This is a genomic window from Streptomyces sp. NPDC058008 (assembly GCF_042886395.1).
Lineage (GTDB): Bacteria > Actinomycetota > Actinomycetes > Streptomycetales > Streptomycetaceae > Streptomyces.
Window position 1 is genome coordinate 41596 of record NZ_JBHVQX010000010.1, and the last position, 19605, is coordinate 61200.

General features: G+C 71.2%; 18 protein-coding genes. 5 read left to right on the forward strand and 13 right to left on the reverse strand.

Annotation, left to right across the window (positions count from 1 at the left end; all coding sequences use genetic code 11):
• Positions 1-79 precede the first annotated feature (79 nt).
• Positions 80-781, forward strand: a complete 702-nt coding sequence (locus tag ACFVS9_RS12360) for a DUF2470 domain-containing protein (RefSeq protein ID WP_383116253.1) — start codon at positions 80-82, stop codon at positions 779-781.
• A gap of 10 nt (positions 782-791) precedes the next feature.
• On the opposite strand, the gene ACFVS9_RS12365 is transcribed toward ACFVS9_RS12360, so the two are convergent.
• Positions 792-2165: a replication-associated recombination protein A gene (locus tag ACFVS9_RS12365; RefSeq protein ID WP_383116254.1), complete on the reverse strand. Its 1374-nt coding sequence runs from the start codon at positions 2163-2165 to the stop codon at positions 792-794.
• Positions 2166-2208: 43 nt separating this feature from the next.
• A complete protein-coding gene (locus ACFVS9_RS12370) occupies positions 2209-2844 on the reverse strand; it encodes a vitamin K epoxide reductase family protein (RefSeq protein WP_383116255.1) in 636 nt (211 codons plus the stop codon).
• A gap of 136 nt (positions 2845-2980) precedes the next feature.
• Between ACFVS9_RS12370 and ACFVS9_RS12375 the strand changes: the two genes are divergently transcribed.
• Complete coding sequence (locus ACFVS9_RS12375; protein WP_389931707.1) at positions 2981-3835, forward strand: ABC transporter ATP-binding protein; 855 nt, start codon at positions 2981-2983, stop codon at positions 3833-3835.
• On the forward strand, positions 3832-4662 hold the full coding sequence (locus ACFVS9_RS12380; protein ID WP_383116257.1) for an ABC transporter permease: 831 nt from the start codon (positions 3832-3834) through the stop codon (positions 4660-4662). The genes ACFVS9_RS12375 and ACFVS9_RS12380 overlap by 4 nt, the downstream gene beginning before the upstream one ends.
• A 61-nt stretch (positions 4663-4723) precedes the next feature.
• On the opposite strand, the gene hisS is transcribed toward ACFVS9_RS12380, so the two are convergent.
• Both hisS and ACFVS9_RS12390 read right to left on the reverse strand, forming a co-directional pair.
• Positions 4724-5986, reverse strand: a complete 1263-nt coding sequence (hisS, locus tag ACFVS9_RS12385; RefSeq protein ID WP_389931709.1) for a histidine--tRNA ligase — start codon at positions 5984-5986, stop codon at positions 4724-4726.
• Between the two features lie 15 nt (positions 5987-6001).
• The gene (locus ACFVS9_RS12390; protein ID WP_389931710.1) at positions 6002-6688 is read right to left on the reverse strand and encodes an MBL fold metallo-hydrolase; all 687 of its coding nucleotides are present in this window, start codon (positions 6686-6688) and stop codon (positions 6002-6004) included.
• A 149-nt stretch (positions 6689-6837) separates the two neighbouring features.
• On the opposite strand from ACFVS9_RS12390, the gene ACFVS9_RS12395 reads away from it, so the two are divergent.
• Together ACFVS9_RS12395 and ACFVS9_RS12400 are read left to right on the forward strand one after the other, a co-directional pair.
• Positions 6838-7626 carry a peptidylprolyl isomerase gene (locus ACFVS9_RS12395; protein WP_383116260.1) on the forward strand — a complete coding sequence of 263 codons (789 nt, stop codon included), beginning with the start codon at positions 6838-6840 and terminating at the stop codon, positions 7624-7626.
• Between the two features lie 189 nt (positions 7627-7815).
• A complete protein-coding gene (locus ACFVS9_RS12400; RefSeq protein ID WP_383116261.1) occupies positions 7816-9045 on the forward strand; it encodes a DUF349 domain-containing protein in 1230 nt (409 codons plus the stop codon).
• 274 nt (positions 9046-9319) lie between these two features.
• Here the strand turns inward: ACFVS9_RS12400 and ACFVS9_RS12405 are convergent, their stop codons facing one another.
• The 9 genes from ACFVS9_RS12405 to ACFVS9_RS12445 all read right to left on the reverse strand — a co-directional run bounded on the left by ACFVS9_RS12405 (position 9320) and on the right by ACFVS9_RS12445 (position 19569).
• On the reverse strand, positions 9320-11986 hold the full coding sequence (locus ACFVS9_RS12405) for a RelA/SpoT family protein (protein ID WP_389931712.1): 2667 nt from the start codon (positions 11984-11986) through the stop codon (positions 9320-9322).
• A 168-nt stretch (positions 11987-12154) separates the two neighbouring features.
• A complete protein-coding gene (locus ACFVS9_RS12410) occupies positions 12155-12712 on the reverse strand; it encodes an adenine phosphoribosyltransferase (RefSeq protein WP_383116263.1) in 558 nt (185 codons plus the stop codon).
• Positions 12709-13815: a protein translocase subunit SecF gene (gene secF / locus ACFVS9_RS12415; protein ID WP_389931714.1), complete on the reverse strand. Its 1107-nt coding sequence runs from the start codon at positions 13813-13815 to the stop codon at positions 12709-12711. The genes ACFVS9_RS12410 and secF overlap by 4 nt, the downstream gene beginning before the upstream one ends.
• Before the next feature lies 1 nt (position 13816).
• A complete protein-coding gene (gene secD, locus ACFVS9_RS12420; RefSeq protein WP_389931716.1) occupies positions 13817-15568 on the reverse strand; it encodes a protein translocase subunit SecD in 1752 nt (583 codons plus the stop codon).
• A gap of 147 nt (positions 15569-15715) precedes the next feature.
• A complete protein-coding gene (gene yajC, locus ACFVS9_RS12425; RefSeq protein WP_389931717.1) occupies positions 15716-16204 on the reverse strand; it encodes a preprotein translocase subunit YajC in 489 nt (162 codons plus the stop codon).
• Between the two features lie 167 nt (positions 16205-16371).
• Positions 16372-17457: a Holliday junction branch migration DNA helicase RuvB gene (gene ruvB / locus ACFVS9_RS12430; RefSeq protein ID WP_383116267.1), complete on the reverse strand. Its 1086-nt coding sequence runs from the start codon at positions 17455-17457 to the stop codon at positions 16372-16374.
• Positions 17458-17539: 82 nt separating this feature from the next.
• A complete protein-coding gene (gene ruvA, locus ACFVS9_RS12435; protein WP_383116268.1) occupies positions 17540-18166 on the reverse strand; it encodes a Holliday junction branch migration protein RuvA in 627 nt (208 codons plus the stop codon).
• Positions 18163-18696, reverse strand: coding sequence for a crossover junction endodeoxyribonuclease RuvC (gene ruvC, locus ACFVS9_RS12440; protein WP_383116269.1), 534 nt, complete (start codon positions 18694-18696; stop codon positions 18163-18165). Before ruvC ends, ruvA begins: the two co-directional genes overlap by 4 nt.
• Positions 18697-18816: 120 nt before the next feature.
• A complete protein-coding gene (locus ACFVS9_RS12445; protein ID WP_383116270.1) occupies positions 18817-19569 on the reverse strand; it encodes a YebC/PmpR family DNA-binding transcriptional regulator in 753 nt (250 codons plus the stop codon).
• Positions 19570-19605: the final 36 nt, after the last annotated feature.

Genomic DNA, 19605 nt, shown 5'->3' on the forward strand with positions numbered 1-19605 from the left:
CACACCAGAAGGTGCTGCTACGACGGAAGGCCGATCTGATCGTGGTCAGCCGCGTCCCAGCGGGCTTGAAATCACTCGGATGCCGTCAGCAGCCGAGCGCACACGAACTCTCGTACAGAGTACCTGCTCCGCCGTGCTGCTCGTACCAGGGCTGTCGGTCATCCATCCGGACCAGCTGATGCCCGACAGCAGGAGCATCGGCCCCGAGGGGGACCTCTTCCTCGGCTTCCCCGCCGACTCCCCCGTCGTACGGGCCGCGACGCGCGCCCAGGGCGACGAGCTGACGGCCGTGCTGGAGATCACCGACGTCGCGCCGGTGTCCGTACCGCACCGGATCCGCGGCCGCGCCCGGATCGCCGGGTGGCTCACCGCCGTACCCGGGCTGGCGCAGCCCGGCCGGATGATGCTGCGGCTGGAGACCGGGGAGGCGTCGGTCGACGACCTGTGGGGATTCGAGGAGGTGGAACCGGAGGACTTCCGGGACGCCGTCGCCGACCCGCTGGTCGACCACGAGGCCGAACTGCTCCAGCATCTGCACGCCGCCCACGGCGCGCAGATGGCGACCCTGTCCGCGCTGCTCGGCGACCGCGGCGAGTGCGGCTGCGCCGAGCACCGGCTCGACGCCGTGCCGGTCGCGGTCGACCGCTTCGGCCTGCGGGTGCGGTTCGTCGAGGACGGCGACGCGTGCTTCGACGCGCGGTTCGAGTTTCCGGATCCCGTACGCGACATCGGCGAGCTGCGCCGCGCGATGCACACCCTCTTCGAGGCGGCGGCCTGCTGAGCCGCCGCCGTCACGACGACGCCCGGCCGCCCTGCTCGGCACGGCCGAGCCGCTCGCGGACCCGCTCCGCCACGTCGGCGTAGCGCGCCTCCGCGCCGTACCGCGTGGGTTCGTAGTAGCGCCTGCCGCGCACGGCGTCCGGGGCGTACTCCTGGGCGGCGATACCGCCGGGCACGTCGTGCGGGTAGACGTAGCCCTGCGCGTGGCCCAGCTTGGCGGCGCCCTTGTAGTGGCCGTCGCGCAGGTGGGCCGGGACAGGGCCCGCGAGACCCCGGCGCACGTCCTCCTGCGCGGCGGAGATCGCCAGCGTGGCCGCGTTCGACTTGGGGGCGAGCGCCAGCGCGATCGTGGCGTGGCTGAGGGTCAGCGCCGCCTCGGGGAAGCCGATCATGGCGACCGCCTGGGCCGCCGCTACCGCCGTGGGCAGTGCCGTCGGATCGGCCAGCCCGATGTCCTCGCTCGCGGAGATCATCAGCCGGCGGGCGATGAACCGCGGGTCCTCCCCCGCCTCGATCATCCGGGCCAGGTAGTGCAGCGCCGCGTCCACGTCCGACCCGCGGATCGACTTGATCAGGGCGCTGGCCACGTCGTAGTGCTGGTCGCCGTCGCGGTCGTACTTCACCGCGGCGCGGTCGACGGTCTCCTCGAGCGTCGTGAGCGTGATCTCCCGCTCCTGCGTGGCCAGGGCCGCCCCGGCCGCCGCCTCCAGCGCGGTCAGCGCCCGCCGCGCGTCACCTCCCGCGATGCGCAGCAGATGCGCTTCGGCGTCCTCGGGCAGGGTCACCGCGCCCTGGAGCCCGCGCTCGTCGGTCAGCGCCCGGCGCAGGAGCGCGCGCAGGTCCTCGTCGGTCAGCGGCTCCAGGGTGAGGAGCAGGGAGCGCGACAGCAGCGGGGAGATGATCGAGAAGTACGGATTCTCCGTGGTGGCCGCGATCAGCGTGACCCAGCGGTTCTCCACGGCGGGCAGCAGCGAGTCCTGCTGGGCCTTGGAGAAGCGGTGGATCTCGTCGAGGAAGAGGACGGTCTCCTTGCCGAAACCGCCGGTGGCGCGGCGCGCGCCCTCGATGACGGCCCGGACCTCCTTGACGCCCGCGGTGATCGCGGAGAGCTCGACGAAGCGCTTGTTGGTGGCCTTGCTGACCACGTACGCCAGGGTCGTCTTCCCGGTGCCGGGCGGGCCCCAGAGGATCACCGACGAGGGTCCCGCCGGGCCTCCGCCACCCTCCCCCACCAGACGGCGCAGCGGCGAGCCCGGCTTGAGCAGGTGCTGCTGGCCGACGACCTCGTCCAGCGTTCGGGGACGCATCCGGACAGCGAGGGGGCTGGCGGACGGGTCCTTCTCCTGGCGGTCTTCGGCTGCTGCGGTAAAGAGGTCGGGCTCCACGCAGGAAGCCTATGCCACCCCACCGACAGGACCGCCGGGAGCGTCAGCTGGTCCAGAAGTCCCACCAGCGGGTCAGGATCAGCATGCCGATGATCCCGATCCACAGGACCGGCGGCACCCAGTGGAACTCGGTGAGGGCGTTCCGCAGCCAGGCCGGGGCGGGCAGGATGCCGTGCTTGATGTTGTGCGTGGTGACGTAGCAGAACATGACGATCGTGGCGACCCAGGCCAGGCAGCACCACAGGCACAGCGAGTTGATGTTGTACAGCGACTGGTACTGCAACCAGGTGCAGAAGCCGACGCCGAACAGTGTGCCCGCGTTGAGCCCCAGCCAGTACCAGGAGCGGAAGCGGGCACCCGCGAGGAGCGCCATGCCGATGCCGATGACCACCGAGTAGGTGGCGATGCCGAGCATCGGGTTGGGGAAGCCGAAGGCCGACGCCTGCTCGCTCTTCATGATGTTGCCGCACGCGACGACGGGGTTGAGGCTGCACCCCGGGGTGAAGCTGGGGTCCTCCAGCAGCTTGAACTTGTCGATCGTGATGACCCAGGCGGCGAGCAGCCCGGCCGCGCCGGTGATCACCAGCAGCAGCGCGAGCGCGCGGCTGCCGCCGAAGGTCCTGTCCCCGTGGTCCTCGTCCTGCCGGGAGGAGGGGTGATCTACCGCTGCCATCGTCATATCGCCGTTCCATCACTGAGTAGCCAGCCGGGCACGGTCATTGTGCCGCACCCGCGGCGGGCCCATCTGTTCGATGGACATAAAGGTGTGCCCGGGTGGAGCCCGGAACGGCGTGCTCCGGGAGATCATCTCCGGCATGACGGAACTCGCGGTGGACGTGCAGGGACTACGCAAGCGATACGGCGATCTGACCGCCGTGGACGGCCTCGACCTGCGGATCCGTCCCGGAGAGGTGGTCGGGCTCCTCGGGCCGAACGGCGCCGGCAAGAGCACCACGGTGGAGATCCTCCAGGGGCACCGCAGCCGCGACGACGGCACGGTCCGCGTGCTGGGGGCCGACCCCGCCACCGCGGGCCGCCGGTGGCGTTCCCGGATCGGGGTCGTCTGGCAGGATGAATCGGCTCCCGCCGAGTTGACGGTCAGGGAGACGGTGGAGCACTTCGCCCGGTACTACCCGAGCCCCCGCGACCCCGGTGACGTGATCTCGCTGGTCGGTCTGGACCGGAAGGCCGGCTCCCGGGTGAAGGAACTGTCGGGCGGCCAGCGGCGGCGGCTGGACGTGGCCCTCGGGGTGATCGGCTCCCCCGAACTCCTGCTCCTCGACGAGCCGACGACCGGGTTCGACCCCGCCGCCCGGCGGCAGTTCCGGGAGCTCGTGCGGCTGCTCGCCCAGGAGGGCACGACGATCGTGCTCACCACGCACTACCTGGAGGAGGCCGAGGCGCTGGCCGGCCGGATCGTCGTGATCGCCGCGGGGCGCGTCGTCGCCGAGGGGCAACCCGCTGCCCTGCGCGAGCGGTTCGGCACCGAGGCCACCGTCGCGTGGACGGAGCCGGACGGAAGCCCCCGCTCGGAGCGCACCGCGACGCCGACCCGCACGGTAGCCGGGCTGATCGGCCGCTTCGACGGGGAGATACCCGGACTGCGCGTCACCCGCCCGACCCTGGAGGACATCTACCTCCGGCTGACCGGACAGGCGGCGGACCGGTGAGCGCGACGGACGCCACCGCGCGGAGCACGGCTCCGCTGCCCGGGGCCTGGGGGCTGGGCCTGCTGCGCGGGGCGCTGGAACTCAAGCAGTTCTTCCGCCAACGCGACCAGGTCATCTTCACGTTCGCGTTCCCCGTGGTCTTCCTGACACTGTTCGCGTCGATCTTCGGCGGCGCCGTCGAGGGCGCGGGCATCACCGCCGCCCAGCTGTACGTCGCCTCGATGCTCGCCTCGGGCGTCATGTCGACGAGCTTCCAGTCGCTGGGCATCTCGATAGCGATCGAGCGGGACGAGAAGGTGCTGCGCAGGCTGCGCGGCACCCCGATGCCGGCCGCCGCCTACTTCCTCGGCAAGGTGTGGCTGGTCCTGGTGACCTGTCTGCTGGAGGCGGCCGTACTCCTGCTGATCGGCGTCACGGCGTTCGACGTCGCCCTTCCCGGAGAGGTCGCCGGCTGGCTGACCTTCGCCTGGGTCTTCCTGCTCGGCATCACGGGGTGCGCCCTGCTGGGGATCGCGATCAGCAGTCTGCCGAGGTCGGGCCGGAGCGCGAGTTCGGTGGTCGTGCTGCCCTTCCTGGTCCTGCAGTTCGTCTCCGGCGTCTACATCCCGGTGAACCAGCTGCCCGGCTGGCTGGCCGGCATCGGGGCGCTGTTCCCCCTGAAGTGGATGTGCCAGGGCTTCCGCTCGGTGTTCCTGCCCGACTCCGCCGTCGTGCTCGAACAGGCGGGCGCCTGGGAACTGGGCAGGATCGCGCTGGTGCTGGGCGCCTGGTGCCTGGGCGGGCTGGTCCTGTGCCTGCTGACCTTCCGGTGGCACGGCAGGCGCTGAGACGCGGCGTGCCCGCCCGGTGGGACCGGGCGGGCACGCGGGGCGGGCGATCCGGCCCGGTTCAGGCCAGCTTGGCCCGGAGCACGGCCACCAGGTCGCCGACGGCCACGGCCTCCTGCTCGCCCGACTCCATGTCCTTGAGCTGGACGTTGCCCTCGGCGAGGTCACGCTCACCGGCCACGACCGTGTAGCGGGCACCGGAGCGGTTCGCGCTCTTCATCGCGCCCTTGAGGCCGCGGCCGCCGAACGCGAAGTCGGTCGCGACGCCGGCCTTGCGCAGTTCGGTGACCAGCCCGAAGAGCAGCCGCCGCGCCTCCTCGCCGAGCGGCACCGCGTAGACGCTGGTCGAAGCGGGGATGTCCAGCTCGACGCCTTCGGCCTCCAGGGCGAGGACCGTGCGGTCCACGCCGAGGGCCCAGCCGACGGACGGCAGCGCGGGGCCGCCGATCATCTCGGACAGGCCGTCGTACCGCCCGCCGCCGCCCACCGCGGACTGGGAGCCCAGACCGTCGTGGACGAACTCGAAGGTGGTGCGGGTGTAGTAGTCGAGGCCGCGGACCAGCTTCTCGTCGTCCTCGAACGCGACGCCGGCCGCCGTCAGCAGGTCCCGGACCTCCTCGTGGTACGCCTTGCAGGCGTCGCAGAGGAAGTCGCGCAGCATCGGCGCGCCGGTCAGCTGCTTCTGGACGTCGGACCGCTTGTCGTCGAGGACCCGCAGCGGGTTGATCTCGATGCGGCGGCGGGTCTCCTCGTCGAGGTCGAGGTCGCGCAGGAAGGTCTGGAGGGCCTCCCGGTAGACGGGACGGCACTCCTTGTCGCCCAGCGAGTTCAGCAGGATGCGGAACTGCCTGAGGCCGAGGGAGCGGTACGCCTGGTCGGCGAGGATGATCAGCTCGGCGTCCAGGGCCGGGTCCTCGGTGCCGATGGCCTCGGCGCCGACCTGGGAGAAGTGGCGGTAGCGCCCTGCCTGGGGGCGCTCGTAGCGGTAGTACGAGCCCGAGTACCAGAGCTTGACGGGGAGGTTGCCCGCCTTGTGGAGGTTGGCCTCCAGCGCGGCGCGCAGCACGGAGGCGGTGCCCTCGGGGCGCAGGGCGAGCTTGTCGCCGCCCTTGGTCTCGAAGGCGTACATCTCCTTGGACACGATGTCGGTGGACTCGCCGACGCCCCGGGCGAACAGGGCGACGTCCTCGAAGCCGGGCGTCTCGATGTAGCCGTAGCCGGAGTTCCTCAGGGGCGAGGAGATCGCCTCGCGCACCGCGAGGAACGTCGCGGAGCGGGGCGGGGTCAGGTCGTACGTGCCCTTGGGGGCCTGGAAGGTGCTCACAGGTTTTTTCTCTCGTCACATTCCTCGGCGGGGAGCGTCCGGTCCGTGCAGGTACGGATTGGAGGCGCGCTCGCGGCCGATGGTCGTCTGGGGGCCGTGGCCGGACAGCACCACGGTCGAGTCGTCGAGCGGCAGGCACACACGGGCCAGCGACTCGAGCAGCTCGGCGTGGTCGCCGCCGGGCAGGTCGGTGCGTCCGACGGAGCCGGCGAAGAGCAGGTCGCCCGAGAAGAGGATCTGCGGGACATCCGCGGCCTCGGGCATCCGGAACGTCACCGACCCCTTCGTATGGCCGGGCGCGTGCGCGACGCCGAACTCCATGCCCGCCAGCTTCAGCGCGGCACCGTCGGACAGCTCCCTCACGTCGTCCGGCTCGCCGACGGCCAGCTCGCCCATGAGCGGCATCCCGATGGAACGGCCCAGGGCCTTCTCGGGGTCGCTCATCATGTAGCGGTCCCGGGGGTGAATCCAGGCGGGGACGTCGTGGGCACCGCACACCGGGACGACGGAGGCGACGTGGTCGATGTGGCCGTGGGTGAGCACGACGGCGACGGGCTTGAGCCGATGCTTCTTCAGCGCTTCCTCGACGCCCTGGGCGGCCTGGTGGCCCGGGTCGATGATCACGCACTCCTCGCCGGCGGCGGGGGCGACCAGGTAGCAATTGGTCCCCCAGGCCCCGGCGGGGAACCCGGCAATGAGCACGATCGTCCTTAGTGTTCGTCCGACGGGGAGGGCCGCGAAAAGGGAAATGCGGCAGACCAGAGACTACCGGCGCTCCTCATTCCACAGCTAACCCATATACCGTACGGGCATTCCAGGTCCGATCACACGACGTACAAGGAGACCATCCGGTGGTCAGCAGCGATCAGCGGCGACGGCAGCTCGCCCGGGAGAAGTTCGAGCGGCAGCAGCAGCGCCGGGAGGAAGCGCGCCGGAGGACCAGGCGTCTCACGGTGATCATCGCCTCGTCCGTGGCCGTGGTGGCGGTCGTCGGGGCGGGCGCGTACGTCGCCCTCGACGGCGACGACTCGAAGACCACCGCGGAGGCGGGCGCGACCGCCAGCCCGTCGGCGTCGCCCTCCGAGAGCGAGAGCAGCGCTCCGGAGCCCGCGATGGAGATCGACAAGAAGGCCCGGTACGCCATGGCGCTCAAGACCAGCCAGGGCGACATCGGCATCGAGATGGACGCGGCGAAGACCCCGCACACCACGAACTCGTTCAAGGCCCTCGCGGACAAGGGGTACTTCGACAACACGAAGTGCCACCGGCTGACCACGGAGGGCATCTTCGTCCTCCAGTGCGGTGACCCCAAGGGCGACGGGACCGGCGGCCCCGGCTACACGATCCCGGACGAGAACCTGACCGCGCTGGGCAAGGCGGGCGACGACGGCTCGGTGACATACCCGGCGGGCACCGTCGCGATGGCGAACACGGGCCAGCCGGGGACGGGCGGCAGCCAGTTCTTCCTGGTCTACAAGGACACCAAACTGCCGCCGAGCTACACGCCGTTCGGCACCATGGACGACGCGGGCCTCAAGGCGGTCGAGAAGGTCGCCGAGGCGGGCGTCGCCGAGGGCGCGGGCGACGGTGCTCCGAAGAAGGCCGTCACGGTCGAGAAGGTGACGGTCGACAAGGCCTGACACCGCGGACGGCCGCCCGCCGAGGGGTTCCCGGGGAGCACCGGAGAATTTCAGCCGCGCTGAGTGCGGACAGCCGGGCGGCCGGTCGCCTAGATTGGCGTTGTGCAGGGCGGGCGCTGCCCGCCCCAGGAAACTGTGGACGATGCACGGGGGGTGAACCTCCTCGATGCATCAGGTGGAGGAGGCGCTGTGAGCAGCGACCCGTGGGGCCGCGTCGACGAGACGGGCACCGTGTACGTGCGTACGGCCGAGGGCGAGCAGGTCGTCGGATCGTGGCAGGCCGGCACGCCCGAGGAGGCCCTGGCCTATTTCGAGCGCAAGTACGAGGGCTTGGTGGTCGAGATCGGCCTCCTCGAACGGCGGGTGAAGACCACCGACCTGTCGGCGAAGGACGCCACGGCGGCGATCGATCACCTGCGTCAGCAGATCGACGAGCACCACGCCGTCGGTGACCTCGCCGCGCTCGGCAAGCGGCTGGACGCGCTCGTCGCGACGGTCGACTCGCGCCGCGAGGAGCGGAAGGTCCAGAAGGCGAAGCAGGCCGACGAGGCCCGGCAGGCCAAGGAGGCGCTCGTCGTCGAGGCCGAGGAGCTGGCGCAGAGCGAGCAGTGGCGGTCGGCGGGTGAGCGCCTGCGGGCGCTGGTCGACACGTGGAAGGGGCTGCCCCGTCTGGACCGCAAGTCCGACGACGAGCTGTGGCACCGCTTCTCGCACGCCCGTTCCGCCTTCTCCAAGCGCCGCAAGGCCCACTTCGCCGCGCTGGACGCCCAGCGCGAGGAGGCCCGCAAGGTCAAGGAGAAGCTGGTCACCGAGGCCGAGTCGCTCTCCGGCTCGACCGACTGGGGTGCGACGGCCGCGCGTTACCGCGACCTGATGACGGAGTGGAAGGCGGCGGGCCGCGCCCAGCGCGAGGCCGAGGACGAACTGTGGAACCGCTTCCGCGGCGCCCAGGACGTGTTCTTCGCCGCCCGTAGCGGTGTCTTCGCCGAGCGTGACGCCGAGCAGGGCGAGAACCTCAAGCTCAAGGAGGAGCTCGCGGCCGAGGCCGAGAAGCTGGTCCCGGTGACGGACCTGAAGGCGGCCCGCGCCGCGTTCCGCTCCGTCAACGAGCGCTGGGAGGCCATCGGCCACGTCCCGCGTGACGCCCGCCCGAAGGTCGAGGGCCGGGTGCAGGCGGTGGAGCGCGCGCTCCAGGAGGCCGAGGAGTCCGAGTGGCGCCGGACGAACCCCGAGGCGCGGGCACGCGCCGCGGGTCTGACCGGCCAGCTCCAGGCCGCCGTCGACAAGCTGCGTACGCAGATCGACACGGCGCGCGCCTCGGGCAACAACGCCAGGGCCGACAAGCTCTCCCGGGAGCTCGAGGGCCGGCAGGCGCTGCTGGACCAGGCGCTGAAGGGCCTGGAGGAGTTCGGCGGCTGAGCCGCGCTCTCCCGCCGCGAGAGGGGCTTTCCGTGCGCTTCGCCGCGTACGGGAAGCCCCTCTCGCGTGTGGACGGCGGCGAGGAGCCGTGCCCGACGGCTGCCGTGGGGATCACCGGGGACGGCCCGCGCCCCGGGTGCGTTGCCCGTGGCCGGACGCCGACGGGGAGCGCGGGCCTGCGCGGGTCCGCCGTGGTGCGCGGACGCGCGAGCACCGGCGTCTGCCGGGCCGGGTGTCAGGGGCGGTCCGGCCGGACCGCCCCTGACGGGCGCCGCTACGGCCGGCGGGCCGAGGTGACCCGGTAGACGTCGTAGACGCCCTCGACGCCGCGTACGGCCTTCAGGACGTGCCCCAGGTGCTTCGGGTCGCCCATCTCGAAGGTGAAGCGCGAGGTGGCCACCCGGTCCCGGGAGGTCTGCACGGCCGCCGACAGGATGTTCACGTGCTGGTCGGACAGGACGCGGGTGACGTCGGAGAGCAGCCGCGACCGGTCGAGCGCCTCGACCTGGATGGCGACGAGGAAGACGGACGACTGGGTGGGCGCCCACTCGACGTCCAGGATCCGCTCCGGCTGCTGCGAGAGCGAGTCGACGTTGACGCAGTCCGCGCGGTGCACGGAGACGCCGCTGCCCCGGGTGACGAATCCGATGATCGGGTCGCCGGGCACGGGCGTGCAGCAGCGCGCCAGCTTGACCCAGACGTCCTCGACGCCCTTGACGACGACACCGGGATCGGCCTTGGCCCGGCGCTTGCCGCGGCCGTGCGAGGGCGGCGAGCTCTCCGCCAGGTCCTCGTTCGCCGCGTCCTCGCCGCCGAGCGCCTGGACGAGCTTCTGGACGACGCCCGCCGCGGCGACATGCCCTTCGCCGATCGCCGCGTACAGCGACGAGATGTCGGGGTAGCGCATCTCGTGGGCCAGCGTGACCAGGGAGTCGCCGGTCAGGATGCGCTGGATCGGCAGGTTCTGCTTGCGCATGGCGCGCGCGATGGCGTCCTTGCCCTGCTCGATCGCCTCGTCGCGGCGCTCCTTGGAGAACCAGGCGCGGATCTTGTTGCGTGCCCGGGGCGACTTGACGAACTGGAGCCAGTCGCGCGAGGGCCCGGCGCCGGTGGCCTTGGAGGTGAAGACCTCGACCAGGTCGCCGTTGTCGAGGGTCGACTCCAGCGGCACGAGCCGCCCGTTGACCCGCGCTCCTATGGTCCGGTGGCCGACCTCCGTGTGGACGGCGTACGCGAAGTCGACCGGCGTCGCGCCGGCGGGCAGCGCTATCACGTCGCCCTTCGGCGTGAAGACGAAGACCTCGTTGCGCGACAGGTCGAAGCGCAGGGACTCCAGGAACTCGCTGGGGTCCTCGGTCTCCTTCTGCCAGTCCAGGAGCTGGCGCAGCCACGCCATGTCGTTGACGGTGTCCTGGCCCCGGCCGCCCGTGTTCCGGGGGACGTCGGTGCGGACCTTGGAGGCGCCCGCGACGGCCTCCTGCTTGTACTTCCAGTGCGCGGCGATGCCGTACTCGGCGCGGCGGTGCATGTCGAACGTGCGGATCTGGAGCTCGACGGGCTTGCCGCTGGGACCGATCACCGTGGTGTGCAGCGACTGGTACATGTTGAACTTGGGCATCGCGATGTAGTCCTTGAACCGCCCCGGCACCGGGTTCCACCGGGCGTGGACGGTACCGAGCGCCGCGTAGCAGTCGCGGACGGTGTCGACGAGGACGCGGATGCCCACCAGGTCGTAGATCTCGGCGAAGTCGCGGCCCCGCACGATCATCTTCTGGTAGACGCTGTAGTAGTGCTTGGGCCGTCCGGTGACGGTGGCCTTGATCCGGGCGGCGCGCAGGTCGGCCTGGACCTCGTCCGTCACTATGGCGAGGTACTCGTCGCGCTTGGGCGCGCGCTCGGCGACGAGGCGGACGATCTCGTCGTACATCTTGGGGTAGAGGATCGCGAAGGCGAGGTCCTCCAGCTCCCACTTGATGGTGTTCATGCCCAGGCGGTGGGCCAGCGGAGCGTAGATCTCCAGGGTCTCGCGGGCCTTCTTCTCCTGCTTCTCCCGCTTGAGGTAGCGCATCGTGCGCATGTTGTGCAGCCGGTCGGCGAGCTTGATGACGAGGACCCGGGGGTCCTTGGCCATGGCGACGACCATCTTGCGCACGGTCTCGGCCTGCGCGGCCTCGCCGAACTTGACCTTGTCGAGCTTGGTGACGCCGTCGACCAGCAGCGCGACCTGGTCGCCGAAGTCCTTGCGCAGGGTGTCGAGGCCGTACTCGGTGTCCTCGACCGTGTCGTGCAGCAGCCCGGCCATCAGCGTCGCGGGGTCCATGCCGAGCTCGGCGAGGATCGTGGTGACGGCGAGCGGATGCGTGATGTAGGGGTCGCCGCTCTTGCGCTTCTGCCCCCGGTGCCAGCGCTCGGCGACCTGGTAGGCGCTCTCGATCTGGCGCAGCGTGGCCGACTCGATCTTGGGGTCGTTGCCGCGGACGGTGCGCAGGAGGGGCTCGAGGACCGGGTTGTACGGGCTGGAGCGCTGTACGCCCAGTCGGGCGAGGCGGGCCCTGACCCGGCTCGAGGAGCCGCCGGAGCGGGCGGGCGCCGCCGCGGGAGCGGCGGCGGGCCGGGCCGGGGGCCTGGCGGCGGGAGCGGGTGCCGGGGACCTGGGCTCGGTGGATCCGTCGGCGGGCTTCGCCGGGGCGGCCGGCTTCGTCCCGGGGGCCGGCGCGGCCTTCGTCCCGGGAGGGGGTGCCGGCTTCGCCCCCCGGGGCGGGGCGGGCTTGGCCGGGGCGTCGGGTGCCGAGGGCTCCGGAGCCGGTGCGGGTCCCCGCGTGTGCTCGCCGGCGGGGCCGGACGTGCCCTCCCCGTCGGGCCGCGTCTCCCCGGGCGTGGCTGAGGCCGCCGCGGGCCCTTCGGGCTGCGGGGCGGAGACTGGCTGGGCCTCGTCTGGCAAGAGCGCTCCTCGTACGGATCCGGGCTACCGGAAAGCCCATGGTATCGACCCTCGGGCAGGTCCTCGCCCGGGGAGGGCGGAACCCTTGACAACGCGGGACGGGTACCCGGATGTTCCCGGGTACCCGTCCTGTACGTCCCTGAACGTGCCGCGCCGCCGCGGCCCGGGTCAGAGGGTGATCAGCGCTTCCAGCGGGGCGCCCCTCAGCCCCGCCCCGAGCCGGGCGCGGCCGGCGAGGAAGCCGAGCTCCATGAGGACCGACACCCCCGCGACCTCCGCGCCGGCCCGCCGGATCAGCTCCAGCGAGGCCTCGGCGGTGCCGCCGGTGGCCAGGACGTCGTCGATGACCATGACGCGGTCGTCGGCGGACAGGTCCTCGGCGTGGATCTCGATCTCCGCCGTGCCGTACTCCAGCTCGTACGCCTGGCCCAGGGTGGCCCCGGGCAGCTTCCCGGCCTTGCGGACGGGGACGAACCCGAGCCCGGCACGGACCGCGACCGGCGCCGCCAGGATGAAGCCGCGCGCCTCCAGGCCGACGATCTTGGTGGCTCCGTGCCGCCGGCACAGCTCCGCGAAGAAGTCGGTGAGCGCCGTGAAGGCCACCGGGTCCGCGAGCAGCGGCGTGATGTCCTTGAACAGCACTCCGGGCTTGGGATAGTCCGGTACGTCGCGGATCCGGCCGAGCATCAGCTCCCGGGTCGCGTCGGTGACACTCGTGCTGGTCATCGCCGGTTCCTCGGGCTCCGGCCGTGGCCGCCGGGCTGCCGGCGCTGGCCGACGACCGCTCCGGCGGGCTCGGCGTCACCGTCGTCGTAGGCCTGGTCGTCACCCTCGTCCTCGACGGACTCGCCCTTGGCCGCCGCTGCGGCCCGCTTGGCGAGGATCCGCTTCTTCAGTGCCTTTATCTGCGGCTCGCGCTCCTTGAGGTCGGCGACCAGCGGGGTGGCGATGAAGATCGAGGAGTACGCACCGGCGGCGAGGCCGACGAAGAGCGACAGGGAGATGTCGTTCAGCATGCCCGCGCCGAGGACACCGCCGCCGATGAACAGCAGACCGGCGACCGGCAGCAGCGCGACGACGGTGGTGTTGATGGAGCGCACCAGCGTGCCGTTGATCGACCGGTTGGCGATCTCGCTGTAGGTCCAGCGGGTCTGCTTGGTGATCCCGTGCGTGCCCTCCTTGAGGCTGTCGAAGACGACGACCGTGTCGTAGAGGGAGTAACCGAGGATGGTCAGCAGACCGATCACGGTGCCGGGGGTGACCTCGAAGCCGACGAGGGCGTAGACACCGACGGTGATGGTGATGTCGTGGATCAGCGCGATGAGCGCGGCGACGGCCATCCGCCATTCGAAGGCGATGGCGAGGTAGACCACCACGAGGACCATGAAGATGCCGAGGCCGGCCCAGGCCTTGTTGGCGATCTGCTCACCCCAGCTGGGGCCCACGAGGTCCGCGTTGATCTTCGACTCGGGGACACCGAGGTCCTTGGAGAGCTGGGTCTTGATCTGGTCGGCCTTGGCGGTGTCGACCTCGGTGATCTGGATCCGGAGCCCGCCGTTGCCGAGCTCCTGGACGATCGCCTCGTGGCCGGAGGCCGCGACCGCGTCCTCGTGGGCCTGGGAGACGGACACCTTGGCCTTGGTGTCCGTGGTGAAGACGGCACCGCCCTTGAACTCGATGCCCATGTTCAGGCCGCTGACCGCCAGGCCGAGGATGGCCGTGATGGTGATCAGGATCGAGACGCCGTACCAGATCTTGCGCTTGCCGATGAAGTCGTATCCGACCTCGCCACGGTAGAGCCGGGCGCCGAGATTGCCGAGTCGCGACATCTCACGCCTCCTTCGGGTGGTCGGTACGGGCGTTGACGCGGCGCGAGCGGCGCAGCGGCGGCTTGGCGCCGAGCCGCTTCGGGTCCAGGCCGGACCACGGGTTCCCGCCGCCGAAGAACTTCGTGCGGGCCATCAGCGTCATGACCGGCTTGGTGAAGAGGAACACCACGACGACGTCGAGCAGGGTCGTGAGACCCAGCGTGAAGGCGAAGCCCTGGACCTTGCCGACGGTGACGAGGAAGAGCACGGCCGCCGCGAGGAACGACACGAAGTCGGAGACCAGGATGGTGCGCCGGGCCCTGGGCCAGGCGCGCTCGACGGCCGGACGCAGGGTGCGGCCCTCACGGATCTCGTCCCGGATGCGTTCGAAGTACACGATGAACGAGTCCGCCGTGATACCGATCGCCACGATCGCGCCGCACACGGCCGGGAGGTTCAGCGCGAAGCCGATGGCCGGTCCGAGCAGGGCCATGATCGTGTAGGTCAGGATGCCGGAGACCAGCAGGCTGAGGAGGGCGATGAGCGCCAGGCCGCGGTAGTAGGCCACCAGGTAGATGACGACCAGCGCCAGCCCGATGGCACCGGCGATGAGACCGGCCTCGAGCTGCTCGCCGCCGAGGGCGGCGGTGACGGTGGTGACGGTGTCCTCGCTGAAGGACAGCGGGAGCGCGCCGTAGGACAGCACGTTGGCCAGGTCCTCCGCCGACTGCTGGTCGAAGCTGCCGGAGATCTCGGCGCTGCCGCTGAGGGCCTGGTTCACCTGGGGGGCGGAGACGACCTCACCGTCGAGGGAGATCGCGAACTGGTTCTGCGGGGACTGCTGCGCCGACAGCTTCTTGGTGATCGTCTGGAACTTCTTGGAACCCTGGTCCGTGAAGTCCATGGAGACGAGCCAGATGCCGCGCTGCTGGTCGAACTGGGCCTTCGCGTCGTCGACGTCCGTGCCGGAGACCTCGGCCGGGCCGAGGAGGTACTTGGCGTCGCCCTCGGAGCTGCACGCGACCGTGGGGTCCGTGGGCTTGACGCCGTCGCCGGCCGCCACGCGGGCCTTCTCGTCGGTGCAGTCCAGCGCGGCGAACTTCTTCTCGAGCGCCGCGGTGGCGGCGTCGGGCGTCTCGCTCGCCGCGGGGGCGCCGGAGGAGTCCGCCGCACCGGTGGCGTCGGCGGAGGGGGTCGGCGTCGCGTCCTTCTTCAGGCCGTCGGTGACCGCGCGGCCCTGGGTGGTGGCGCTCGGCGAGGGCGTCGCCTTCGAATCGGAGGCCGTCTCCGGGGCGCTGGGCGTGGCGCTCGGCGTCCCGGACCCGCTCGCGGACGGGCTGGCGGAGCCTTCGGGCGTCGGTCCACCGCCGGTGACCGTCAGCACGGGCCGGAAGTAGAGCTGGGCGGTCGTGCCGACCTGCTCCCGGGCCTGCGCCGAATTCGTCCCCTTGGGGATGTTGACGATGATGTTCGATGCGCCCTGGGTCTGAACCTCGGCCTCGGAGACACCCAGACCATTGACACGGCGTTCGATGATGCTGACCGCGGTGTTCATGTTGGTCTCGTTGATCGCGTCAGGCTTACCGGGCTGGTTCTTCGCCTTGAGCGTGATCGATGTGCCGCCGGCCAGGTCGATACCGAGCCGGGGCGTGGTGTGACCGGACAGGAACATCCCGCCGGTCAGGGCGACCATGGCGATGAGGATCAGTGCCAGGGCACGGCCCGGCCTGCCCTGTCCACCGGTTGAGCCCCGGCCTTTCTTCGGTGCTGCCACCTTTTCGTTTCTCCCTGTCCAACCGCCCCGCGCCGGGTGCGCGCCCGAGCGGCCACTGAGTGATGTGGGGACCCGACCCCGCAGAAGGGCCCACGGCCCGCGAGACGCCGGACACCCGCAGGCATCCGGCGTCCGGGGTACGTGGAACTACTTCGCGTCGCCCTCGCCGTCGGCCTTGGCGTCCTTGACGTCGGCGCCCTTGGCCTCGGCGGCCTCGGTCTCGGTGCCCTCCGGCGCGGCGTCGTCCTCGGCCTTCTTGCCCAGGTCGATCTTCGCGTCGTCGCCGGCCGCCGCGGGCTCACCGTCGGTGAGCGAGGAGGCGTCGTCGGGCACGATCGTGCCCTCGGTCTCGTCGTCGCCGTGGACGATGCGGTTGTACTCCGCGTCGTCCAGGACGGCACCGATGGCGTTCTTCGCGTAGACGGCGTGGACGCCGGGCGCGACCTCGAGGAGAACCGTGTCGTCCTGAATCTCCTTGACGGTGGCGTACATGCCCCCGATCGTCCGGACGCCGGTGCCCGGCTGCATGTCGTCGCGCATCTGCGCAGCGGCCTGCTGCTTCTTCTTGGCGGACCGGGTCATCAGGAACATGGCCCCGATGAGCACGATGAAGGGGAGGAGGGTCACGAGACTCACGGGACGAACTTCCTTCGCACGACCACGCTGATTCACGCGGCCTGGTCTACGGGGGTGGGTACACCGACCCTGTAAGGGCGGCATCGGCGGAGTCTAAGCGAGTCCGCATCATTGGAACAACGTCCAGCATGGCACCGGGGTTCCCCTCCTGGCCAACCCGTCCTGTCTCACGCCCCGAACAGGCCCTGTTGTCCCTTTGCGCCGTGCTGCGGAGGCACGAGCCCGAGGTGCGCCCACGCCGCGGGGGTGGCGACCCGGCCGCGCGGGGTCCTCGCGAGCAGCCCCTCCCGTACGAGGAAGGGCTCGGCGACCTCCTCGACCGTCTCGCGCTCCTCCCCCACGGCCACCGCGAGGGTGGAGAGCCCCACCGGGCCGCCGCCGAAGAGCTTCAGCAGGGCGCCCAGCACCGCGCGGTCCAGCCGGTCGAGCCCGCGTGCGTCGACCTCGTACACCCGCAGGGCGGCGGCGGCGATGTCGCGGTCGATCCTGCCCTCGGCCTTGACCTGGGCGTAGTCCCGGACACGGCGCAGCAGCCGGTTGGCGATGCGGGGCGTGCCCCGGGAGCGTCCGGCGATCTCGGCGGCGCCCGCGGTGTCTATGGCCACGTCGAGCAGACCGGCGGAGCGGTGGATGACCCGCTCCAGCTCCGTCGGGGCGTAGAACTCCATGTGGCCGGTGAAGCCGAAGCGGTCCCGCAGCGGGGGCGGCAGCAGTCCCGCCCTGGTGGTGGCGCCGACCAGGGTGAAGGGCGGCAGCTCCAGCGGGATGGCCGTGGCGCCGGGGCCCTTGCCGACGATGACGTCGACCCTGAAGTCCTCCATCGCCATGTAGAGCATCTCCTCGGCGGGCCGCGACATGCGGTGGATCTCGTCGAGGAAGAGGACCTCGCCCTCCTGGAGGGAGGAGAGGATCGCCGCGAGGTCCCCCGCGTGCTGGATCGCCGGTCCGGAGGTGATCCGGATCGGTGCGCCCATCTCCGCCGCGATGATCATGGAGAGGGTGGTCTTGCCCAGGCCGGGGGCGCCGGAGAGCAGGACGTGGTCGGCGGTCGCGCCCCGGGCGCGGGCGGCCTTGAGGACCAGGTCGAGCTGTTCGCGCACCTTCTCCTGACCGACGAACTCGTGGAGGTCCTTCGGGCGCAGGGCGGCCTCGACCGCGGTGTCCTCGCCGTCCGCCCCGGCGTCGACCAGGCGGTCGTCCAGCCGCTCGTCGGTGAGGTCGCCGGTGTCGGTCCCGGTGTCGTCCCAGTTCATCTCGTCAGTCCCGCCTCGGGTGTTTCGGTGCCGGTCCGTGCGGTGTTCCGGCCGGCGTGAGGGGCGTGTGGGGCCCCTGGGGTCAGCGTGCGCGGTTGAGTGTCTGGAGGGCTGCGCGCAGCAGCTGCGGCACGGGGGGCGCGCCGCCGTCGGCGAGCGCGGCCTCGGCCTGCGGTGTCACGGCGGCCACCGCCTCGTCGGCCTCACGGGTGGCGTAGCCGAGGCCGATCAGGGCGGCCGTCAGCTGGTCGCGCCAGGAACTGCTGACGGCCGCGCCGATGCCCTGCTGCCCGATGTGTGCCCCGACCGGTTCGCCGAGCCGGTCCTTGAGCTCCAGGAGGAGTTTCTGGGCGCCCTTCTTGCCGATCCCGGACACGGCGGTGAGGGCCTTCTCGTCACCGGTGGCGACCGCGATGCGCAGGGCGTCGGGGCTGTGGGTGGCGAGCATGGCCTGGGCGAGCCGGGGGCCCACACCACTGGCGGTCTGGAGCAGCTCGAAGACCTGCCGCTCGTCGTCGCCGGCGAAGCCGTAGAGGGTGAGCGAGTCCTCCCGGACGACCAGGGAGGTGGCCAGCCTGGCCTCCTTGCCGATCCGCAGGCCGGCGAGGGTGTCGGGGGTGCACTGGACGGCCATGCCGATCCCGCCGACCTCGATCACGGCCGTGGTCGGGGCGAGGGCGGCCACCGGGCCGGAGACGAAGGCGATCATGCGGTACGGCCTTTCAGCGTGCGATGGGCGGCGACGGCCTGCTGCAGTCGGTTCTGCGCGGGTGCGCGCCAGATGTGGCAGATGGCGAGGGCCAGGGCGTCGGCCGCGTCGGCGGGCTTGGGGGGTGCGTCGAGCCGTAGCAGCCGGGTCACCATGGCCCCGACCTGCGCCTTGTCCGCACGCCCCGATCCGGTGACGGCGGCCTTGACCTCACTGGGGGTGTGCAGGGCGACGGGGATGCCGCGGCGGGCGGCGCAGAGCATGGCGACCGCGCTGGCCTGGGCGGTGCCCATGACCGTACGGACGTTGTGCTGGCTGAAGACCCGCTCCACGGCGACGAATCCGGGCCGGTACTCGTCGAGCCACTGCTCGATGCCCTGCTCGATCCCGACGAGCCGGCGGCCGAGCTCCTCGTCGGGCCCGGTCCGCACGACGCCGACGCCGATCATGGTGAGCGGCCGGCCGGCGACTCCCTCGACGACTCCGACACCGCACCGGGTCAGCCCCGGGTCCACGCCCAACACCCGCACGAAAGGGCCCCCTCCGCCGCTCGGTCACCTGTTCCCGCAGGCTATCGGGTCCCACCGACAATGCGACGGGCCGACGGGGTGTGTCCCGTCGGCCCGTCGGAGCGGCGCGTACCGCCGCCCTCAGGCGTCGACCTTCTCCATGACCTCGTCGGAGACGTCGAAGTTGGCGAAGACGTTCTGCACGTCGTCGCTGTCCTCCAGCGCGTCGATGAGCTTGAAGATCTTGCGCGCGCCCTCCTCGTCGAGCTCGACCTGCATGGTCGGGACGAAGTTGGCCTCGGCCGAGTCGTAGTCGATGCCGGCGTCCTGGAGCGCGGTGCGGACCGCGACCATGTCGGTGGCCTCGCTGAGCACCTCGAAGGTGTCGCCGAGGTCGTTGACCTCCTCGGCACCCGCGTCGAGCACGGCACCGAGGACGTCGTCCTCGGACAGCTCGGCCTTGGGGACGATCACGACGCCCTTGCGGTTGAACAGGTACGAGACCGAGCCCGGGTCCGCCATCGAACCGCCGTTGCGGGTCATGGCGACGCGGACGTCGGACGCGGCACGGTTGCGGTTGTCGGTGAGGCACTCGATGAGCACCGCGACGCCGTTCGGACCGTAGCCCTCGTACATGATCGTCTCGTAGTCGGCGCCACCGGCCTCCAGGCCGGCGCCGCGCTTGACCGCCGAGTCGATGTTCTTGTTCGGGACCGAGCTCTTCTTGGCCTTCTGGATGGCGTCGAAGAGGGTCGGGTTACCGGACACGTCGGCGCCGCCCGTACGGGCCGCGACCTCGATGTTCTTGATCATCTTCGCGAAGAGCTTGCCGCGCTTGGCGTCGATCACGGCCTTCTTGTGCTTCGTCGTAGCCCATTTAGAGTGGCCGGACATCTGCCTTCTCCTTCGCGTCACCAAAATCGATCCGAA